The organism is Pseudoalteromonas phenolica, assembly GCF_005886345.1.
GTDB lineage: Bacteria > Pseudomonadota > Gammaproteobacteria > Enterobacterales > Alteromonadaceae > Pseudoalteromonas > Pseudoalteromonas phenolica_A.
Map to the genome: position 1 here is coordinate 54,133 of NZ_PNEC01000001.1, position 19,267 is coordinate 73,399.

Annotated in this window: 18 protein-coding genes; 8 read left to right on the forward strand and 10 right to left on the reverse strand. The window is 42.5% G+C overall.

Features of this window, described 5'->3' with window-relative positions:
* Positions 1-9 precede the first annotated feature (9 nt).
* Positions 10-753 (forward strand): glycosyltransferase family 25 protein, encoded by a 744-nt coding sequence (locus tag CWB72_RS00280; RefSeq protein ID WP_138628394.1) that lies wholly within the window; start codon positions 10-12, stop codon positions 751-753.
* 50 nt (positions 754-803) lie between these two features.
* Here CWB72_RS00280 and CWB72_RS00285 read toward each other — a convergent pair whose 3' ends face one another.
* Both CWB72_RS00285 and CWB72_RS00290 read right to left on the reverse strand, forming a co-directional pair.
* On the reverse strand, positions 804-3,119 hold the full coding sequence (locus tag CWB72_RS00285; RefSeq protein ID WP_138628396.1) for a bifunctional diguanylate cyclase/phosphodiesterase: 2,316 nt from the start codon (positions 3,117-3,119) through the stop codon (positions 804-806).
* Positions 3,120-3,377: 258 nt separating this feature from the next.
* A complete protein-coding gene (locus CWB72_RS00290) occupies positions 3,378-4,478 on the reverse strand; it encodes a phosphoribosylaminoimidazolesuccinocarboxamide synthase (RefSeq protein ID WP_138628398.1) in 1,101 nt (366 codons plus the stop codon).
* A 224-nt stretch (positions 4,479-4,702) separates the two neighbouring features.
* Between CWB72_RS00290 and CWB72_RS00295 the strand changes: the two genes are divergently transcribed.
* Genes CWB72_RS00295 through CWB72_RS00305 form a run of 3 tightly spaced genes read left to right on the forward strand, consistent with a single transcriptional unit; the run spans position 4,703 to position 7,290 of the window.
* Complete coding sequence (locus CWB72_RS00295) at positions 4,703-5,380, forward strand: ABC transporter ATP-binding protein (RefSeq protein ID WP_138628400.1); 678 nt, start codon at positions 4,703-4,705, stop codon at positions 5,378-5,380.
* Positions 5,377-6,795, forward strand: a complete 1,419-nt coding sequence (locus CWB72_RS00300) for an ABC transporter permease (RefSeq protein ID WP_138628402.1) — start codon at positions 5,377-5,379, stop codon at positions 6,793-6,795. The genes CWB72_RS00295 and CWB72_RS00300 overlap by 4 nt, the downstream gene beginning before the upstream one ends.
* A 15-nt stretch (positions 6,796-6,810) precedes the next feature.
* Positions 6,811-7,290 (forward strand): DUF3299 domain-containing protein, encoded by a 480-nt coding sequence (locus CWB72_RS00305; RefSeq protein ID WP_138628404.1) that lies wholly within the window; start codon positions 6,811-6,813, stop codon positions 7,288-7,290.
* 328 nt (positions 7,291-7,618) lie between these two features.
* Here CWB72_RS00305 and CWB72_RS00310 read toward each other — a convergent pair whose 3' ends face one another.
* Genes CWB72_RS00310 through CWB72_RS00320 form a run of 3 tightly spaced genes read right to left on the reverse strand, consistent with a single transcriptional unit; the run spans position 7,619 to position 12,505 of the window.
* Positions 7,619-10,180 (reverse strand): M14 family zinc carboxypeptidase, encoded by a 2,562-nt coding sequence (locus CWB72_RS00310; RefSeq protein WP_138628406.1) that lies wholly within the window; start codon positions 10,178-10,180, stop codon positions 7,619-7,621.
* Between the two features lie 12 nt (positions 10,181-10,192).
* On the reverse strand, positions 10,193-11,566 hold the full coding sequence (locus CWB72_RS00315) for an ATP-grasp domain-containing protein (RefSeq protein WP_138628408.1): 1,374 nt from the start codon (positions 11,564-11,566) through the stop codon (positions 10,193-10,195).
* Positions 11,567-11,569: 3 nt separating this feature from the next.
* Complete coding sequence (locus tag CWB72_RS00320; RefSeq protein ID WP_130254114.1) at positions 11,570-12,505, reverse strand: ATP-grasp domain-containing protein; 936 nt, start codon at positions 12,503-12,505, stop codon at positions 11,570-11,572.
* A 189-nt stretch (positions 12,506-12,694) separates the two neighbouring features.
* Between CWB72_RS00320 and CWB72_RS00325 the strand changes: the two genes are divergently transcribed.
* Both CWB72_RS00325 and CWB72_RS20480 read left to right on the forward strand, forming a co-directional pair.
* Entirely contained in the window at positions 12,695-13,831 is a 1,137-nt protein-coding gene (locus CWB72_RS00325) for a M20 family metallopeptidase (protein ID WP_138628410.1), read from the forward strand.
* 195 nt (positions 13,832-14,026) lie between these two features.
* Positions 14,027-14,188 (forward strand): hypothetical protein, encoded by a 162-nt coding sequence (locus CWB72_RS20480; RefSeq protein ID WP_171037187.1) that lies wholly within the window; start codon positions 14,027-14,029, stop codon positions 14,186-14,188.
* 60 nt (positions 14,189-14,248) lie between these two features.
* On the opposite strand, the gene mutM is transcribed toward CWB72_RS20480, so the two are convergent.
* Both mutM and CWB72_RS00335 read right to left on the reverse strand, forming a co-directional pair.
* Positions 14,249-15,058, reverse strand: a complete 810-nt coding sequence (gene mutM / locus CWB72_RS00330; RefSeq protein WP_138628412.1) for a bifunctional DNA-formamidopyrimidine glycosylase/DNA-(apurinic or apyrimidinic site) lyase — start codon at positions 15,056-15,058, stop codon at positions 14,249-14,251.
* Positions 15,059-15,096: 38 nt separating this feature from the next.
* Positions 15,097-15,585, reverse strand: coding sequence for a hypothetical protein (locus CWB72_RS00335; RefSeq protein WP_138628414.1), 489 nt, complete (start codon positions 15,583-15,585; stop codon positions 15,097-15,099).
* A 344-nt stretch (positions 15,586-15,929) separates the two neighbouring features.
* Between CWB72_RS00335 and CWB72_RS00340 the strand changes: the two genes are divergently transcribed.
* Both CWB72_RS00340 and CWB72_RS00345 read left to right on the forward strand, forming a co-directional pair.
* The gene (locus tag CWB72_RS00340; RefSeq protein WP_138628416.1) at positions 15,930-16,850 is read left to right on the forward strand and encodes a manganese-dependent inorganic pyrophosphatase; all 921 of its coding nucleotides are present in this window, start codon (positions 15,930-15,932) and stop codon (positions 16,848-16,850) included.
* A 74-nt stretch (positions 16,851-16,924) separates the two neighbouring features.
* Positions 16,925-17,668 carry a helix-turn-helix domain-containing protein gene (locus tag CWB72_RS00345; protein WP_138628418.1) on the forward strand — a complete coding sequence of 248 codons (744 nt, stop codon included), beginning with the start codon at positions 16,925-16,927 and terminating at the stop codon, positions 17,666-17,668.
* Between the two features lie 185 nt (positions 17,669-17,853).
* On the opposite strand, the gene rpmG is transcribed toward CWB72_RS00345, so the two are convergent.
* The 3 genes from rpmG to radC all read right to left on the reverse strand — a co-directional run bounded on the left by rpmG (position 17,854) and on the right by radC (position 19,204).
* Positions 17,854-18,009 carry a 50S ribosomal protein L33 gene (gene rpmG, locus CWB72_RS00350; protein ID WP_005493124.1) on the reverse strand — a complete coding sequence of 52 codons (156 nt, stop codon included), beginning with the start codon at positions 18,007-18,009 and terminating at the stop codon, positions 17,854-17,856.
* A gap of 11 nt (positions 18,010-18,020) precedes the next feature.
* Positions 18,021-18,257 carry a 50S ribosomal protein L28 gene (rpmB, locus tag CWB72_RS00355; RefSeq protein ID WP_058028557.1) on the reverse strand — a complete coding sequence of 79 codons (237 nt, stop codon included), beginning with the start codon at positions 18,255-18,257 and terminating at the stop codon, positions 18,021-18,023.
* Positions 18,258-18,529: 272 nt separating this feature from the next.
* Positions 18,530-19,204 (reverse strand): RadC family protein, encoded by a 675-nt coding sequence (gene radC / locus CWB72_RS00360; protein WP_130254122.1) that lies wholly within the window; start codon positions 19,202-19,204, stop codon positions 18,530-18,532.
* Between the last annotated feature and the right edge of the window lie 63 nt (positions 19,205-19,267).

The window sequence follows — 19,267 nt, forward strand, 5'->3', positions numbered from 1 at the left end:
AACATATCTATGCAGATTCCTATTTTTATCATCAACATGGCAAGTAGCATCGAAAGGTGGGAAAGCACCTCACACCAGCTTAAATTACTCGGATTAGAGAGCACAAGGTTTGATGCCACAATTGGAAAGTCATTGACTGAACAAGAAGTTGCTCAGTGGTATGACAAAGAAAAAAACAAACAAAGTCACCATAGAGACTTAACAATTGGTGAAATAGGATGCTATGTCAGTCATAAACGCGTATGGAAGAAAATCGTCAACGAACAAATTCCGTATTGTTTAATCCTTGAAGATGATTTATCTATCAGTGACGAGCTACCCAAAGTGCTCGAACAAATTGAGCATTTACAAGGTTGGGAATTAATTAAACTTTTCGACAATCGAGATATTCCATTTGTCGAAAGCCAAAAGCTCAACAACACCTTCAGCATTGGAAACTTTCGAAAAGTACCTAATGGTTGTTTGGGTTATTTATTAAGCTTAGAAGGAGCACGTAAATTACTTAAAAGAAAACGCTTTTATCGGGCTGTTGACCTTGATATTCAATTCCATAGTGAAGTTGGCTTGAGTATTATCGGTATCAGGCCTTACCCTATCTCTGAGCATAATGATTTTGAAAGTGATATAGAGTCTGTCAATAAAGGAAGGCATTCGAATCATAGTACTTTTCTACGCAATTTAAAATTTCGAATCAAAATGCACTTTGAACGAAAGAAAGTTTCAGCTGACCTATCTAAAATCACCCAAAAATAAAAAACGAGCTTCTGGCTCGTTTTTATTGAGTCTTATTGCAACTTCACAAATTAACCTGCCTTATGATAATCCACCAACCAATTTAAAAACTCAGTCGATGGAAGCGGTTTGCTTAAGTAGTATCCTTGCGCATAATCACACTGCATTTGGTCAAGTAATTTTAGAGACGCTAGGTTTTCTACTCCTTCTGCAACGACTGAAAAACCAAGCTGATGCCCAAGTGTAATCGTTGATTGTACAATGTGTTGATCTTGCTGAGACTCGTCAAGTTTTAGAATAAACACTTTATCTAATTTTAACTCATCAATAGGTAGCATTTTAAGACGCCCAAGTGAGGTTTGTCCTACACCATAGTCATCTAGAGAAATCATCACTCCGAGTTCTTTTAGAGCTTTAAGTGCTGCGATGCCTTTTTCCTCATTTTCTATCATGTCTCGCTCAGTGAGCTCAATGGTGATTAATGCAGGAGTCACTTTAGAAAGCGCTAGTTGAGACTCTAAATGTGGGAAAAAATCATCATGGGCAATATCCTGCGCAGACACATTAATCGCCGCTTTCATTGTGACGCCTTGCTGCTGCCACTCGGCAAGCTGCTTAACAACAGTAGAAACGACCCACTGAGTTAATTCAACAATCAAGCCAGACTGCTCAGCAAGGTCGATAAATAACTCTGGAGAGACCCATTGTCCATCAGGCTTATGCCAACGGATCAGCGCTTCAACTTTATCAATTTGTTGTGTTTTTAAGTTTAACTTAGGTTGATAGGCCATAAATAATTGCCCATCGTCATTACTCAGCGCTTGTTTTAATTCATCTATTAGTTTAAGTCTTGAAAGGTGCTCTTCATCTTCGCCATCACGATAATAATAAATTTCATGACCATCCTGTGCGGCAGTATCAACAGCGATTAGTGCCCTACGTACAAGATCTTCAGGGTTACCTGCTTGCTGAGGATAGATCACCACCCCCATGCTAAAGCGCAGCGCAATGTCTAAGTTTCTGATCATATAACTTTTAACTAGGGCTTTATTAAGCTTGGCGACACATTGCTCAACCGTACTCCCTTCGGTGGGGTTCATCACTACTAAAAACTCATCACCACCAATACGAGCATGCAAACCATTAAAGTCTTCAGTAACTTCTTCAATTCGCTTAGCAACTGCACGAATACAGTCATCCCCTACTCTGGGACCTAATTTGTCATTAATATGCCTTAAACCACGAATATCTATCGCAACAAGGTATAAGATTGGGTTACTAGAAAGCTTTTCAGTTAAACGTTCTAACGCAGCTGTGCGATTGTAAAAGCCTGTTAAGTGATCGTGCTGAGCCTGAAAACGAATTTTCTTTTCACGCTCTTGAATATCTTCACCCATCTCTTGGAAGGCATCAAACAGCTCACAAATTTCTTTACTTGGACTGTTATCTGTTAAATTCGCGCTGTAATCCCCCTTTGAAAATTGCTTGGCCATTTCAGTTAGGTGCTGCAGAGGCGTCGTGAGGTTGTTTGCCAGAAAACCACTAGTTAAAAAACCCAGGACGATGGTGCCACATGACAATAAAATAATGCTCAAAACGAGTTGATCGAATTCATCGTATTGTTCTGTCAGATTGGCACTAAGTATCACACTGATAGGATTACTCGATAATGCTGGCAACGACACTTCTGCACTAATAAAAACAGGGTAGTCAGTAAACCATCGAGTGGTTGTTTGGTCATGGATAAAGGCTAATAAGTCACTTTGTGTTTGAGGTAACTCTATTGAGCTGGCCTTTAGGCCCGTCGCATGAGAGATAAAGCTCATCTCAACGCCCGTTAGCTCTTTCAGCTCTTGCGCAATAATCTCATTAACGGCAAAACCAACCACACTTAAAGCAATGGTTCTAGGGGCTTTAACGGGTAAAATAATGGTCTGATAAAGTTGATTATCTATAACAATGAAAGTCGACTCTTTACCATTAGTAAGCAACTTTTTCATCAATTGCTGACTATTTTTAGGTAGCATCAGTCCTTCTTTATTAGAGGCAATTACATTACCTTTAAGGTCCATCAGTAACATCAAATCTGCATCAATGCGATTACTGTGATTAAACAGCGCACTTTGAATGGTCTCTTGATCTCGACTCGCTACAGCTTGCTTAAAGCCGAAATCTGCGGTCAATACCGTAGATGCAGTGACAAGTAAGCGCTCTTTTGCTTTTAGGTATTGTTGATAAACATTTTGGGCAACTTTAATGCCTTGTTGTACTTGTTTGTCATTATATTGATTAGTTGACCACCAAAAGCTCGCTAAGCTTGTGATCGCCGTAAGTAATACAAGCCCGACACACAGTAAAATAATACGTTGTTTTAAAGTGGTGCTCATGATGTTCCCTTTGCACGCTGAATATTTAAGTGACTCAAAATGGAAAAGTTAGCGAAAATAAAGAGTCAAAATATGTTTATGAATATAGACCAATATTGCCTTAAATTCATTGACCGAGATCTTAGTAAAGATAAAGGGATAACCTTGTTAATTGCAAGGATTTTGAGAATAAAGCCTGATAATACAAGTTTTTAGTATTATCAGGCTAAGGATTTAATAGCTTTAGGTATGACCTATTAAATCACTTTAGCGAAACGCTTAGTCGATCAGACCATATTCACTATCAAGGATAGCAATCACTTCTGCACGAGGGTCGGCAGGGATCGTTAATTCTTTGCCTACAATCTTACTCGCGATACCTACATAAGTGTCAGATACTGACATCATCACATCGACTGGTAGCTTGTAATCTTGTGCCAGTTGCTCACGCTCAGGCATTCTATCTTTATTGAGCAATACATCGCTGTCTGGCACGTTATTGATCAGTAACTGACGGAAACCTTCTTTAGAGTTTTCAATTACTTTACCATCACGGAATGCAGGACCATCCCAAATACGAGATGAATCAGGTGTACCCACTTCATCAATGTAGATAAGCTGCTCAGTGCCATCAGTTTGCTCTACGTAACCAAACTCAAATTTGGTATCAACAAAGATCTGATCAAGCTTAGCAAGTTCTTTGCTGATCAATGCAAAACCTTCAGTTAAAAGCTTTTCGTACTGAGCCACATCCGCTTCTGATTTGAAGTTAAATGCCGCTAGATTATCCGTGATGTTTTTACGCGTGATGTTTACATCATCCACTGGTGGTACTTCTGGTACGTCAGTGATAATGCCTTTTGTAGATGGAGTGATCAGTACTTCGTCTAACTTCTGGTTCGCTTCAAGCCCTTCTGGTAACTCAATACCACAGAAGTTGCGCACACCTTTGCTGTAATCACGCCACATGCTACCTGTAATGTACTGACGCGCAATCGCTTCAACACGCACCGTGCTTGCTTTACGCACGATCCACACATAAGGGTGTGGAATGTCTACAATGTGGTTGCCCGCAAGACCTGCTTGATCGAATAACTTAAACCAGTGTGATGCCACGCTGTTAAGTGCAATACCCTTACCTGGTACACCATTTAAGCCATTTTCGCCCTGCCAAATACAGTCAAACGCAGAAATACGATCAGAAATTACCATGATCGCCAGCTCTGTACCTTTAGGTACATCGTAGCCTTTTTCTTCAATTAAACGCGCACTGTCTTCGTCGGTTAACCAATAAACTGAACGGACTTTACCACTGTGAACGGCACCTTTTGTGCGGATCGGTAGATCATCATTCACTTCTAAAACTTTGTAGCTACTCATTATTACTCCAAGGCCGGATGCACCTTGCTAAGGGGTGCAAAAAATATGAGGGGGTTAGAAGTGCATATAATAATCGCAAGACCCTTAAATCACAAACTAAACCCGAACTCTTATGTTGTTAAATGTGGGGTTTATCGTTGAATTTTGGTAATTAAACCGAGCAGAGTTTAGCCGATGAGAAAACTGTTATACCATCACAGTGTTTTTAGTTTATTGAGCCCATTATGATTGAGATAAACAACCTCGTATTTAGCTGGCCTAAACACCCCGCACCTACCCTAGATATTGCTGCTCTAACAATTAGCCAAGGCGAGCGAATATTTTTACACGGCCCAAGTGGCAGTGGTAAATCGACCCTGCTCGGATTATTAGCAGGTATTAATGCCATTCAAGCGGGTGATATTAAAATTTTAGATACGCAAATGCGTCAACTTTCAGCTGCAAAACGAGATCAATTTAGGGCAGATCATATTGGGACTATTTTTCAAAACTTTAATTTGCTGCCATTTTTAGACCCCATTGAGAACGTCATGCTTGGCTGCCAATACTCTAAAATGCGAAAAAGCAAACTCACCCAGTCTTTACAGCAAATCGCTATTAGCTTGCTAGAAAATTTAGGGATAGACCACACTCTACAAGCTAAATCTGTCAGTGAATTAAGTATCGGTCAGCAACAGCGAGTGGCTGCTGCACGGGCATTTATTGGTCAGCCAGAGCTTATCATTGCCGATGAACCGACTTCAGCACTTGATGCCGACAGCCGTGAAGCCTTTATTGAAACCCTGTTTAACCAAGCAGAAAAATACCAAGCTACTATTTTATTTGTCAGTCACGACCACAGCTTGGCGCAGCTATTCGATAGAAAAGTGAGTTTGAATGAGATTAACGGAGCGGCAAAATGAACTTAGCATCTCTGGCCTTCAAAAGTAGTTGGAATCGTAAATCGAGCGTTTTCCTCACTCTATTCACCATCGCCATCAGTGTGATGCTGCTACTCTCAATTGAACGAGTGAGACAAGAAGCAAAAAGCAGCTTCGCCAATACCATTTCTGGTACAGATTTAATTGTCGGAGCACGCACGGGCGACATACAGCTGTTGCTCTCAAGTGTCTTTCGTATAGGTCATGCCAACAATGCTGTGCAGTGGCAAAGCTATGAGTACATTAAACAGCAACGCGGTGTAGCATGGACCATCCCGATAAGCCTTGGCGACAGCCACAAAGGGTATGCGGTATTAGGCACAGATAGCAGCTACTTCACCCATTTCCGTTACGGGAAAAAGCAAATGCTGGCATTTGAACATGGTCGCGCATTTCATAATGGTCGCGAAGTGGTTCTCGGCAGCGATGTGGCGAAAAAGCTCAACTACCATCTCGGAGAACAAATCGTGATTTCTCATGGTATGGGTAACACCAGCTTTCACCATCATGATGATAATCCAATGACCATAGTCGGTATTTTAAAGCCAACCGGCACGCCCGTAGACCGAACTGTACATGTGCCACTTATCGCCATTGATGAAATGCATGGTTCTGGTCATAACGCTTCGCCGCGCATGATTGGAAAGGCGATTAATAAACCTTCAAACGAAGCAGTTCATTCTCATGATGAGCATAAACATGAAGATCATCACTCACATGACGACCATGAGCATGACGACCATGAGCATGACGACTATAGTCATGGCGAGCATAGTCATGGCGAGCATGGGCATAAGACCCACCAGCCAGTTGAGAGTGAGCCAGGCGATTTAATTGGTGAGCCAAAGCAAATCACTGCGTTTCTAATGGGTTTTGATTCACCTCTTTATACTTTGCAAGTTCGTCGTAATATCAACCAATATAAAGGCGAGCCACTGCTGGCCATTATGCCCGGCGTCACCTTGCGCGAACTGTGGGGCATGTTAGATATTGTTGAAAAGATCTTATTGCTGTTTTCAATCGTGGTGGTCATCATCAGCTTGCTCGGTATGCTGACGACTTTACTCGCGACGCTCAATCAAAGACGTCGTGAGCTGGCCATTCTACGCTCAGTTGGCGCTCGCCCTTGGCATATTTTTAGTTTGCTAACCAGTGAAGCGGTGATCATCACGCTACTCGGTTGCCTACTCGGCACGACATTATTCTTTGTGGCAATCTTGCTAGCGCAACCTGTGTTACAGGCACAGTTTGGTATTAGCTTGTCGCTTTCTATGCTCAGCAGCTATGAAGTTATGCTATTGGGCGCTATTATGCTGGCTGGCACTGTGATGGGACTCTTCCCTGCACTGCGCGCCTATTATTATTCACTCAGCGACGGCATGAGTATTAAAATTTAAAAGGTCATTTTAAGTATGAAATTATTTTCGCTCTGCTTTGCTTTGTGCTTTAGTGCACTGAGTTTTGCCCAAGCCCCGAAAGAAATTTTTTGGGAAGACTTAATCCCACAAGGTCATGTGCAAATTAGCAACCAAGATGCAGCCAGCCACGATGGCGCAGATCAAAACTGGGTGCAACCAGATTTAGACGCCCCGGTGGTAAAAGCATTAGACGGGCAATCGGTGAGTTTACCGGGCTTTGTAGTGCCCCTTGAAGGTGACAGTGAAGTGATCACCGAGTTTCTATTGGTGCCATATTTTGGCGCGTGTATTCACGTGCCACCGCCGCCACCAAATCAGATCGTCCATGTAAAAATCAAAAACGGCGTGCCAATCGAAAGTTTATATGATGCAATCACAGTCACAGGGATTATCAAAGTCGAAACTTGGAGTGGCGAATTAGCGCAAACCGGTTACACCATGCAAGCAGTGGGTGTTGCACCATTTGAGCTTTAACTAACTGTTAGACACTACATAGTTCAAAAAGGCCACAAATGTGGCCTTTCTTGTTAGTAACTATTAAAAAAATCTATTTTCAATTAATACCAATTCTCTTAATTAAGTGATCTATTTTGAGGCAAGGAAAGCTTGTCGATAACAAGGCGAAAATATTGCTATTTAGTTGTTCTAAATGATAAATTTTTTAACGCGGTTAGCGGCAGCTTTAATCCCTCAAAATGATTAAGTATTATTGAGGATTGGTATAATTCATCCCTGAAGCATGGCCCTGTCGGCATCCTTGCCTCCACTTCCTCACGCTGCGATGCTTCGCATCGGTCGTTCGTCACCCCAAATAATACACCGCCGCGGGCTCTGAATAATTTGGCGCATGGTCGTAACTAAACACCGCATAATATTTAGCAATATCAGGGTTACCAAAATTATCGAGCGTGTATTCATCTGGACCGCCGTACAGCTTTACGCCATCAAACGGAGAACGCGGTGGATGGAAGCAATTTCGAACCACAAAACAGCCGACAAAATCATCGCTTTCTGGATTTTGCCAAGTCAGTTTTACTACTCCATTTTCAACCTGTGCCTGTAACTCTGTAGGTGCGGGTAAAGCTTGATTACGACGGTTTATGTAGCGAATATTCAGCTCTGCATTACTCCACTCAATTAACGCATTTTTTGCCTGAGATTCAGCGGTGGCGCGGATCACAAAGTAATATGGGGTTTGTGTTTGATGTAAGCGCGCCAGCTCTTTCAAGCTGTAGCTGTCAAACATAAAGTCGTGTGCGGTGCGCTCTTTAAGCTGGGCGTTACTCACTTCATAGCCGATATATTCGATTTTCTGGCGCTGTTTAACGTGTTTAAAGTCAACGTCTTTTAACTCCACCAGCTCCACGGTAAACCGAACGTCTTTGCTCGATGGCAGTGAGTTTTGGCTGTACAAGGTTAAGCAAGCTTGGGTAAACACGGTTTTTTCTGGCTCTAACTCGTGTTGATGCTCAAACGCCATTTGCCCGTAGACGATTTCACCTTGGTCGTCGAAACCTGAACATAAACTATCAACAATCACTTTCTCTTGGTAAATGGTATTACAGCTGTTTGGCGTCAGCTTTAAGCTTTGTTCTGGTAGTTGATAGACCAACTCTAAATTTGGGCGATAATGTAAGCCACTACCAAATGGCCCATAACCTATGTCGAATTGCATGACTTGCGAGTCATTACCTAGTGGCAAATTGGTTGGCCCTTGCAAGCGTAAGATCAGTTTTTGATCGTCTAACAACTGAGAGATCAAATCTCGCTCTACACCATTAAACGACCATTTAAGCCAAATACCTTGGGTCATTTTATCAGACTCAATCGTTTGTCCAAGCGTATGCAAAGCGGGTGCTTCACAAATGGCATTGTAGTCATAGATATTATCAATTTGATTTGGATCGAGCACCGATATCGACCATTCACCATACTTTTCTATTTTCGCGTTCACCCGATTCATCGGATATAAGAAAAACTCTGCCCGGTCGATATGTGAGCCTTCTGGAATATTCGCCAAATCAAATACCACTACTCCAACGCTCGTACCGCGTTTTTTATCGACACCAATAAACATCGAGTTATAACCAAAGCGTTCGCGAGATTTTTGCTGATAGTTAGCACTTAAATACCCAACTTGCTCTTTGGCTGGGAATAAAGTGCGGCTACATTGATGCTCGGCCAATAAGGTTTTTAAACGCAGCTCTGGGCTAAACGGCGATTTAATTTTAGTGACTTTATCCACCGCACGAATGTTGTAAAAATAAAACTGTCCGCTTTCTAGTTGTGTATCGGTGAACGACAATGATTTGGTAATTGCCACTAAGTTGGCTTCATTACAGGGGCTTTTATTATGTTCAGCACGGTACAATTCAAAATAAATATCTTCGCGCTGTTCATATTCCCACTCAAGCTCTACGCTATCGTGACCCACCTGTTTAATGGTGAAGTCAGGTACTCTTGCAGGCGCAAGGTTTGAGTAGTTAATGGCTTCACCCAATGCATAGGCAACCGCTGGGATATTCTCGGCCACACTCTGCGCCATATTCTTCATATAATCAGGAATATTTCGGGTACCTACCTCAACGACTGTGGCAATAATCCCCTTGCGATAATAATACTCGCGACCGCTGCCCTGGATCAGCTGTGCAGGTGGCTTGCCACGATGAATGCCATACTGACGTCCCGTGACCTTTTTAATCTCATTATTCATGTTGGCACACAACACATTTAAATCTGTGCCTTCAATCTCAACTTCGTGATTAAACTTATGGGCCGGAAAGAACACATTTCCTTGTGAATGGTAGTCAAGGGCAATACAAATATTGCTGCGCTTTTCGACGAAGTCACGAATGGCGCAGGTTTCAGGCTCTGAAAATGCATGTGGACCACCATAAGTGTTCGACTGCGTATTGCTGTTACGCATGAATTTAGCATCAAAGTTGCGGTTAAGATCCACCCCAAAAGTGCCATCACCATTATTGCGGCGATTCTTACGCCAAAATGAAAAGTGATTCCGCGAGTATTCAAAGCCGTCAGGGTTTAGGCAGGGCACCATATACAGCGTGTTCCGTGTTAACGCTGTTTGTAACTTAGGGTTAAAGCGATAGTTGTCTATGACATACTGAATAAACTTGATCGCTAACTCATTCCCTATCCACTCCCGTGCGTGAATGGTGCCCGTATACAATAACGCGGGTTTGTCATCCGCATAGGTGACATCTAATGACAAAGTAACCAGCATAATGGGCCTGCCCTCCCAGGTTTCACCGATACTTTGTAGACGGATTAAATGCGGATGTTCACTCATCGCTTTTTGTAAAAAGTCGATGGTATCTTGATACGACGCGTATTGTATTTTCATGCCTACTTCCCGTTATGCTTTTGTAAAGGCGTGCCAGTGATCGACGATTTTCTCTAGCTTTTTCGCTTTGAGATTTTTTACAACACACAGCTGCTCAGGCTCAGTATTTAAGGCCTCAACTACACCAGTAGCCCCAAACGTCGACAAAATGTCATCAATCATCTTGTCGCCCACGCCTTTTACTTCGCCCAGCATGGCGCGAATTTGTGACTCATCAAATGCCACACTCGGTAAATCGGTTTCAGACATGACTTCATCACTGCCTGGCACAGGTTGCATGGCTGACGCTGGCACCACTTTGGCAGGCAGTTTAAAGTTATCTTGTAGATTCCAGATTTCACTCGGCCACTCTTCACCCGCGCGGTACTGGGTATCAAAGATTGGATATCTTTGCTCTGTCATATCGGTAAATAATTCGCCGCAGTCTTGGCTTGGGGTATATTTAGAGAAACCAATATGGCGCATAGTACGAAGAAAACGTGCATCGATTTTGCCCAGCTCTTCCCAGTTATAAATAGGAATATTTGGTTTGCGAAAACGCCCTTCGCCTAATAGCCACATCAAGTACTGGCCTATCCAATCTCGGATATAAGGGAAGGCTGCAAACGCCGTCGCACACTCTAAAATTCGCAGCTTGCCATCTTTGCCTAGCGCAATATCACAAGCCCAATACTCTGCATTTGCCGCTTTTGAAGTCTTGGTCGCTAAATCAAGCACTGACTTTGGAATACCTTGGTAATCCATGCTACCGCCCTGACTGGTATTAGTGAGCCACTCTCCTTCTGGCGGTCGACGCCAGAATGCACAAACTGGTTTGTGACCAATCAGCATGACGCGAATATCGGCTTCCATCGGCACAAAATCTTGTACGTACACTGGGTAATAACGCTTTTCACTCAACAGGCTCTGCGCTTCTTCATAGCTATCTACCTTATGGACAAAGTAACCACCATAATTAGATGGGCCGTAAGAACGTTTGATGATCTTCGGATAAGTCGCCGAGGCAAGATAAGACTGCGCCTTTTCAGGAATATAGAAAATTTCAGTATGCGGGATAGGTAAGTCGTACTTACGACAAAAATGCGTGACATTTTCTTTTGATTTATTAGAAAACTGACTATCTAGTGACGGTAAAAAACGCACATTGGGTAGAGCACGGGCAATGTCACGAAATGTCTCATACGCTGTAGCTGGAATATTACCAATTAACACATCGATTTTTTTACGCTTCACTTCTGCAATAAAGCGGGCTTTGTCATTGCCCCAATGATAGGTCACTTGCTCAATTTTATCGGGCCAACCTTTAAAGTTAGATTTATCAAAAAAGCGCAGTACATAGTCTAAATAAAGCAGACCGATTTTTGGCAGTGAGGTTTTCTTCGTCATGATTTAAGCCACCTTGGCAGATTGCAGTGAAAGTTTGCGTTGTACAGTTTTGTCTATCAGCTCGACCATCGCCGAGATTTTGCTCTGATTAAAGTTAATCCCCAGCGCTTCTTGTTCGGGCGTGGCAAAGGCAGGAATAGTATTCACTTCAAGCACCACATATTCTTCTCGTTCTCGGTCGTAAATAAGGTCAACACCAGCGATCTCTAACCCGAGTGTTTCTGTGGCTTTAACTGCAATATCAACCACTTCATCACTTGGCTCGCGCACGAATACAGAGCCACCGCTGGTGATGTTGGTTTTCCAATCGTCTTTTGGTGCCTTACGGCCATAACAGCCCACACATTTGCCATCAACAATATCAATGCGGTAGTCAGTGTTGTCATAATTGATAAAGCGCTCTACGTAGAAATAACGTAAGTCGGTGCGGCTTAAAAATGGCATTAGCATGTCGAGCGCTTGCTCAGAATCAATTTTTACTATGCCAACGCCACCCCAGCCGTCGGTTGGTTTGTAAACCAGCTTGCCGCCAAAGTCGCGGATCGCTGACTTTAAGCCGTCCATGTCGTTCTTGTGACATAAACGGTAATCTGGCGTTACGATGCCTTGCGAGCTAAGTAAGTGAGAGGTTCTGAATTTGTCTTCAGCAATTGAGAAAGCGTTGTAATTATTCAGCGTCGGAATGGTTTCGCTCAATGTTTGATATAAGTAAAGCTGATACTGAGTTTGCTGCCCGGCGTTATAGCTTAAAAACGTATCTAACTTTTCCATCGCGATGCCATTACACATGATTGAGCCGCCTTGCGCTCTGGCATCTCTTAAATTTAATCCTGTTGAGGTTTGAATGCCTCGCTCAGCCAAAGCGTGAACTAGTTTTTGCTCGATGGCTTTACCGCCACCATTTTCGTACATCCAAATGCCTACATGAGGTGCTGTCACAATGTGCTCCTTGTGTGAAAAAACGGGTATAGCTCAAAAGGGTTATTTGCGCTGTTGGCCGCAATTTAAACGGATCAAGATGACACTTTTTTGACCAATTGCAGCGAACAAAATTTGTTCATAAAACATTCACCTCCTTGAAACATAGTGTCGAGAAACTGGCGGCAATTAAATACAGGGAAATCCGTTATGACACAGATAGATTTTGCAGAGTTAGCAACCCTTATTCGTTGTAATTCTCACAGTAAAAACAAAGCAGGGATTGATGAACATGGCGAGCAAATGATAGCGCTGCTTGCGCCTTTGGGTTTTGCTATGACCCGTTACCAAAGAGAAAATATTGGTGACCACTTGCTTTTCCATACCCCTAAAAGAGCGGGCAAAAAAGTCTTGTTACTCGGCCATCTAGATACCGTGTTTCCGCCAAATACCTTTACCGAGTTTAAGCAAGATGACGACTGGGTGTATGGCCCTGGTGTGTGCGATATGAAAGGCGGTAACTTTGTCGCCCTGAATGCACTTCGCAATTTAAGAGCGGAATTTGGCCCACTCTACAACATCGATTTTTTATTGGTCAGTGATGAAGAAACTGGCAGCGATGACAGTAAATATTTAACTGCAAAGCTCGCCAAAGACTATGACGCATGTTTGGTATTTGAAGCGGCGGGTAAAGATCACGAAGTCGTTATAGGAAGAAAAGGCATTGCCACGTTCGATATTGAAATAATTGGCAAAGCTGCCCATGCCGGTAATCATTATGCCGATGGCATCGATGCCAACTATGCGCTGGCAAATATGCTCACTGAGATGACCGCTCTGACCGATTTAAAAAAAGGCAGTACCGTGAATGTCGGTAAAATTTCAGGCGGTTTAAGCACCAATACCATTTCACCAAAAGCCAATATGATGGTCGAAGCCCGTTTTAAAACTTTAAAAGAGCAACAGCGATTACTCAAAGGCATAGAAAATATCTGTTTCGCCGTGGAAATCACCGGTGTGCAAATTAACGTGAACGGTGGCTTACAACGCGGTGTGATGAGCCCTGATGCACTACAACAGCAGCTTCTTGATGAGATTACCATGATCTTAGATGAGCCGCTAAAAACCGAACAACGCGGTGGTGTGTCAGATGCGAACGTAATCAGCGCAGCAGGTGTGCCAACCTTAGATGGATTTGGCCCTTATGGTGACGGCGACCACACCATTCACGAGCGCGCATTAAAAAGCAGTTTTGAGTTGCGAATAAAGCAAGTGACACAGATATTGTCAGCATTGTGTTATCAAGCTGACAATGAAGAATCTAAACAAGATGCGCTCGAAGTTTAAAAATATTCATACTTTAGACTATCTAAACGAAAATATAGCTTTTACAGGCTAGTTATTGAACATTTTTCAAACAAACATCGATTTCACGCTTGCTTAGCTGTGAGTTTAAATTTCTTCAATTTAATTTGACTGATTTTTGTGCAAGTTTTGTTGTGCTTATTTACCGATAAGTACAACAAATATAAGGAGCATAAAATGAAATTAAATAAGATTAAGAAGCAACAACTTAAAAACTTAAGTCAGAGTAAGATGAATAACGAGCAAACAGCAGCAGTTGCAGGTGGTACTTACACTAACCCAGCGCTTAGCTGCATGTCTTGCTTAACTGACTGCCCACTTTATAAGTGCAATGTGTAAGCATTAGGATAATATTTAGTGAGCAATAACTGCCAATAGCTTATTGGCAGTTATTAACTTCTAGTTCTGACACTTAGGGCAATACACGGTACTTCGCTGGCCTAAGCGAATTTCTTTCAGTATGGTTTTACAGGTCACACACTCTTCGCCTTTACGTCCATAAACCAGTAATTGCTGGGCAAAATAACCCGGTTTACCGTCAGACTGTGCGAAGTCTTTCAGTGTTGTGCCGCCTTGGGTGATTGCCGCAGCGAGTGTGTCTTTGATGATTGGCGTGAGCAGTTTATAGCGCTTTAACGATACCTTGCCCGCTTCGCGTTTTGGATGAATACCCGCTTTGAACAGCGATTCGTTGGCGTAAATATTACCGACGCCCACAACCACATGGTTATCCATAATAAATTGCTTTATAGGCACCTTCTTGTTGCGCGAACACTTAAACAAATGCTCGGCAGTGAATTCATCGGTAAGTGGCTCAGGCCCAAGCTTTGCAAACAACGCATGAGATTCATTCGGTGCTTGCCATAAACACGCACCAAAACGACGGGCATCGTTTAGACGTAACGCTTTGCCATTATCGAAGTGGATCTCAACGTGATCATGTTTTTTTAGCGGCTCACTGATTGGCACAATACGCAAATGTCCCGACATACCCAAGTGTAAAATCACACTGCCAATATCAGTATCGAGCATTAAGTATTTTGCTCTACGGCGCACACTGTTGATCGTCAGCCCTTCAATGTCTTTCACTTCATCTGGCACAGGCCAACGCAAGCTTGCATTGTGTACCAATACTTTACTGACTGTTTGTTTTTCAATGTGTGGGCTAATGCCTAAACGGCTGACTTCGACTTCTGGTAATTCAGGCATGAGGTTCTCTAATGTCTATTTCTTTAAATATGTTGAGATTATTGTGTGGTTGCTTGCGTTAAATTAAGCGGCTCAAACAGTTGATACGCTAGCTCTGATTCTAAGATCAGCCAAGATTGCTGCTGCTTATCAAAAATATAGTATTGCTCGGCGTCTTGATAGAGTTGAAAACTCCAAGGTAACTCTTCACCAGCTAACCAAAACTGTGCCACACTGACGGCTTGGCTGCTCGGCAAAGAAATATCTGTCAGCTCTAACTCAACTTGTTGCCATGCATCAATCAACAAAGGCAGTTGGTTCGGGTTTACTTGCCACGGCCCTTCACTACGCCAAGCTGTGCCAATGCGCTCAATTTTGTAGCCAGGAAAAGCCAATGTCAGTACAAATGTTTGTTCGGGTAAGAGTCGTTGAGGGCCTGACACTTGCTCATTCGGGTTGAGCTTATGATGCAGACCATTTAAAAAAAAGATCATGATCAGCATGGCGAAGATCACCACGTTATTCCATGCTTTACGACTTAATCCCATGCGTTTGCCTCTAAGACTTTATTTTGCACCAATTTTATTCATTGATGGATCTAATTAACAGTACTAACATACTTACTGCCTGCTTGTTTATGACCTCATAACTTGACGATTTCCGAATACTGGACCGGATCAAGTACTTCAATAATTGATCATATATTGAATATAATTGGTATCAATAAATATAAGTTTTGCAGTGTATCGGAAAACGTCTTCACTGTGGAGCATGCTAATAACCTGTTTTGCGCCCGTTAGGCTTAGATTTAGGTCTAAAAATGCATCGACTTGCTATTAAACTGTCGTGATTGTTTGCTAGAATATCGCGCAAAATTTAAGGAGTTCCGTCCATGGCAATGTATGTAGTGGGTCATAAGATCCCTGATTCAGATTCTATTTGTGGTGCAATTGCACTTGCATATTTAAAAAATCAAATTGGTGAAGCAGCAATCGCAACGCGTTTAGGCGATGTATCACCTGAAACTCAGTTCATTCTAGACACGTTTGGTTTCGAAGCACCTGAGCTTAAAATGAGCTATGCAGGTGAAGAGGTTTACATCGTAGACCATACAGAAAAAACACAAGCGCCAGATGACATTGATGAAGCAACGGTTGTGGGTGTTGTTGACCACCACAAACTAGGCGACTTAACGACGTCTACCCCTCTTGAGTGTTGGATCCGCCCTGTTGGCTGTTCAAACACCATCATCAAAATGATGTACGACTTCTACGGTGTTGAAATTCCAAAGAACATCGCAGGTCTTATGTTAGGTGCAATCCTATCTGACACTGTAATCTTCAAGTCACCAACTTGTACGACTGCTGACATCAAGTGTGTTGAAGTACTTGCTGAAATTGCAGGCATTGAAGATTTCAAAGCATTCGGTATGGAAATGTTTAAAGTAAAATCAGCGGTTGAAGGCACACCAGCACGTGATCTAGTTATGCGTGATTTTAAAGACTTCAACATGAACGGCAACCTAGTAGGTATTGGCCAGCTAGAAGTTATCGACCTAGCTGTATTTGACGACATCAAAGCTGATCTTGAAGCTGACATTGCAAAGCTAAAAGAAGAAGGCGGTCGTCATTCTGTATTCTTGCTACTTACAGACATCATGAAAGAAGGTTCACAAATGCTTATCGCGTCTGATGACGAAGGCATTGTTGAGCGTGCTTACGGTGTTGCACCAGAGCAAAGCCGCGTATGGCTAGATGGTGTACTAAGCCGTAAAAAGCAAGTCGTACCGCCACTACAAGATGCGTTTGCATAAGCAATAACTAGCAAGTTATGTGAATAGCTGATAAAACCGAAGCAATGTCTTCGGTTTTTTATTGCCAATAATCTATGCCTCAGCACGCACCTCGCCAATTACTCATCGAGCCCGGCGTATTAGCTATTTTTGGCGCAGTGCCAAAAACCGCAGCCCATCAACACACGCTTATTCAGATCACCTTACCCATGGGTGATAGTAATATGCGCCTAACTCTTCCAAATCATGATGCAATACAGCTCACTGGTGCAAGCATCATTAACCAAGCTGTCAGTCATCAACTCACCATGCAAGCTGGGTGGGTGATTTTAGTCGAGCCAAGCTGCAATATTGGCAAACAGCTCACGGCAAAACTGGCTGATAAAGCCTTTATTGAAATCGAGATAAATAAACCCTTAAACAGTACTCTGAACCTTAGTGAGTTACTCGGTTTATGTGGTTTAACCCATGCACTTCAAACCACAGCACCGCAAACCATACTTGATGCACGGATAGCTCGCTTACTCGATAAACTGAATTGCTGTATTGGTAAGGAGTGTGTAAAACCACAACAGTGGCGCGCAGCAGACATTGCGCTTGAGCTCAATCTCTCAGAAAGTCGCTTTTTGCATTTATTTAAAGACACCATGCAGATCCCCTGGCGACCTTACTTATTATGGCGACGTCTAATATGTGCAGTACAGACATTACAACAAGGAAAAACAGCTACAGAAGCGGCGTATATTGCAGGTTTCTCAGACAGTGCGCATTTGAGTCGCACTTTTAAAAAGCAGTTTGGGTTGAGTGTAAGGGAGTATCAAAAACAAAAGTATCAGTAATGCTTTAAGCCATGTTAACGAACTTAATAACACCTCACTCTCGTTATGCACCTTCACTCCATGCACCGTGTGTTTAACCAGTCTACAGATAAGTCTAGGAGTAATTAGGTAGAGGTAAAGTTAATGGTTCAATAAAAACAAAAAACCCAGCCGAAGCTGGGTTTTTGAATTCTTTAAAACTAAAATTACTTGATTTTAGCTTCTTTGAAAATCACGTGCTTACGTACTTTAGGATCGTACTTTTTGATTTCCATTTTTTCAGGCATGTTACGCTTGTTCTTGTCGGTAGTGTAGAAATAACCAGTACCAGCAGTTGAAACTAAACGGATCTTATCACGCATGATTCAGCTCCTTAAACTTTTTCGCCGCGAGCACGGATATCTACTAATACCGCGTCGATGCCTTTTTTATCGATAATACGCATACCTTTAGTAGTAGTACGTAAAGTAACAAAACGTTTTTCGCTTTCAACCCAGAAACGGTGCGTTTGTAGGTTAGGTAGGAAGCGACGCTTAGTAGCGTTGCGCGCGTGTGAACGGTGGTTACCTACCACTGGGCGCTTACCTGTAACTTGACAGACTTTAGACATGTCTATGTATCTCCAATAACTTCGCTCGAGCTTAATTTTCCCTTGGGCCTTAACTGCTTGCCCTGGGGTAAATCAGAGGGCGCTCTTTATACAGCATTAGCAGGCAGAGATCAAGGATCTAATCCTATCAATCAGCTCTTGTGTAAATTTGATAGCGGCCAATTATAATGATCGAATCGTGCTTAGGAAAGTAAAAACTGCATTTAAATTAAACTAATTTGCAATATTTTGAACAAAGCGCCGTTTTTTAACGTTTTCTTTCTACAAAACCCCTAAATCAAGCCCCTTTGCGCAAAAGATATACACCGATTACCTGCGACAATAAGGTGATCCAAAACATGAATGTCCACTAAAGCTAGGGCTTTTTGTAATTTTTGGGTAATTAACTTATCGGCCTCGCTTGGCTCAGCAATGCCACTAGGATGATTGTGCGCAAAAATTAATGACGCCGCATTATGCTTCAATGCAGCTTTAACCACTTCTCTAGGATAAACACTCGCCGCGTTTATTGTGCCATTAAATAAAATCTCGTCATGAATAAGTTGGTTCTGGTTATCTAGATACAGCGCCATAAACACTTCGTGCTCTAACCCTTTTAATTGCAAACACAAGTAGTCATTAACCGCATCGGGCGAGGTGAATACTGTGTCACGCAGGCATTCTTCGCGCATATAACGCTTACTCAATTCAAGCACCGCTTGTAATTGCACATACTTGGCTTCTCCCAAGCCTTTCAGTGCTGAAAACTCTTTAAGACTGGCATTAAACAAGTTTTGTAATGAGCGGCTTTGTATTAATAACGACTCTGCCAGCTCAATGGCATTCATGCCGGCGATACCGGTTCTTAAAAAGATTGCCAGTAATTCTGCATCGCTCAATGCATGCGGGCCTTTTTTCAGTAGTTTTTCTCTTGGTAGGGTGTGTTTTGGTAATGCACTCAATTGCATAATATGTCCTTAATTCCTTTGTTCCTAGGCTCTTGAGTTTAGTCAAAGGGGTATAAAAGGCAA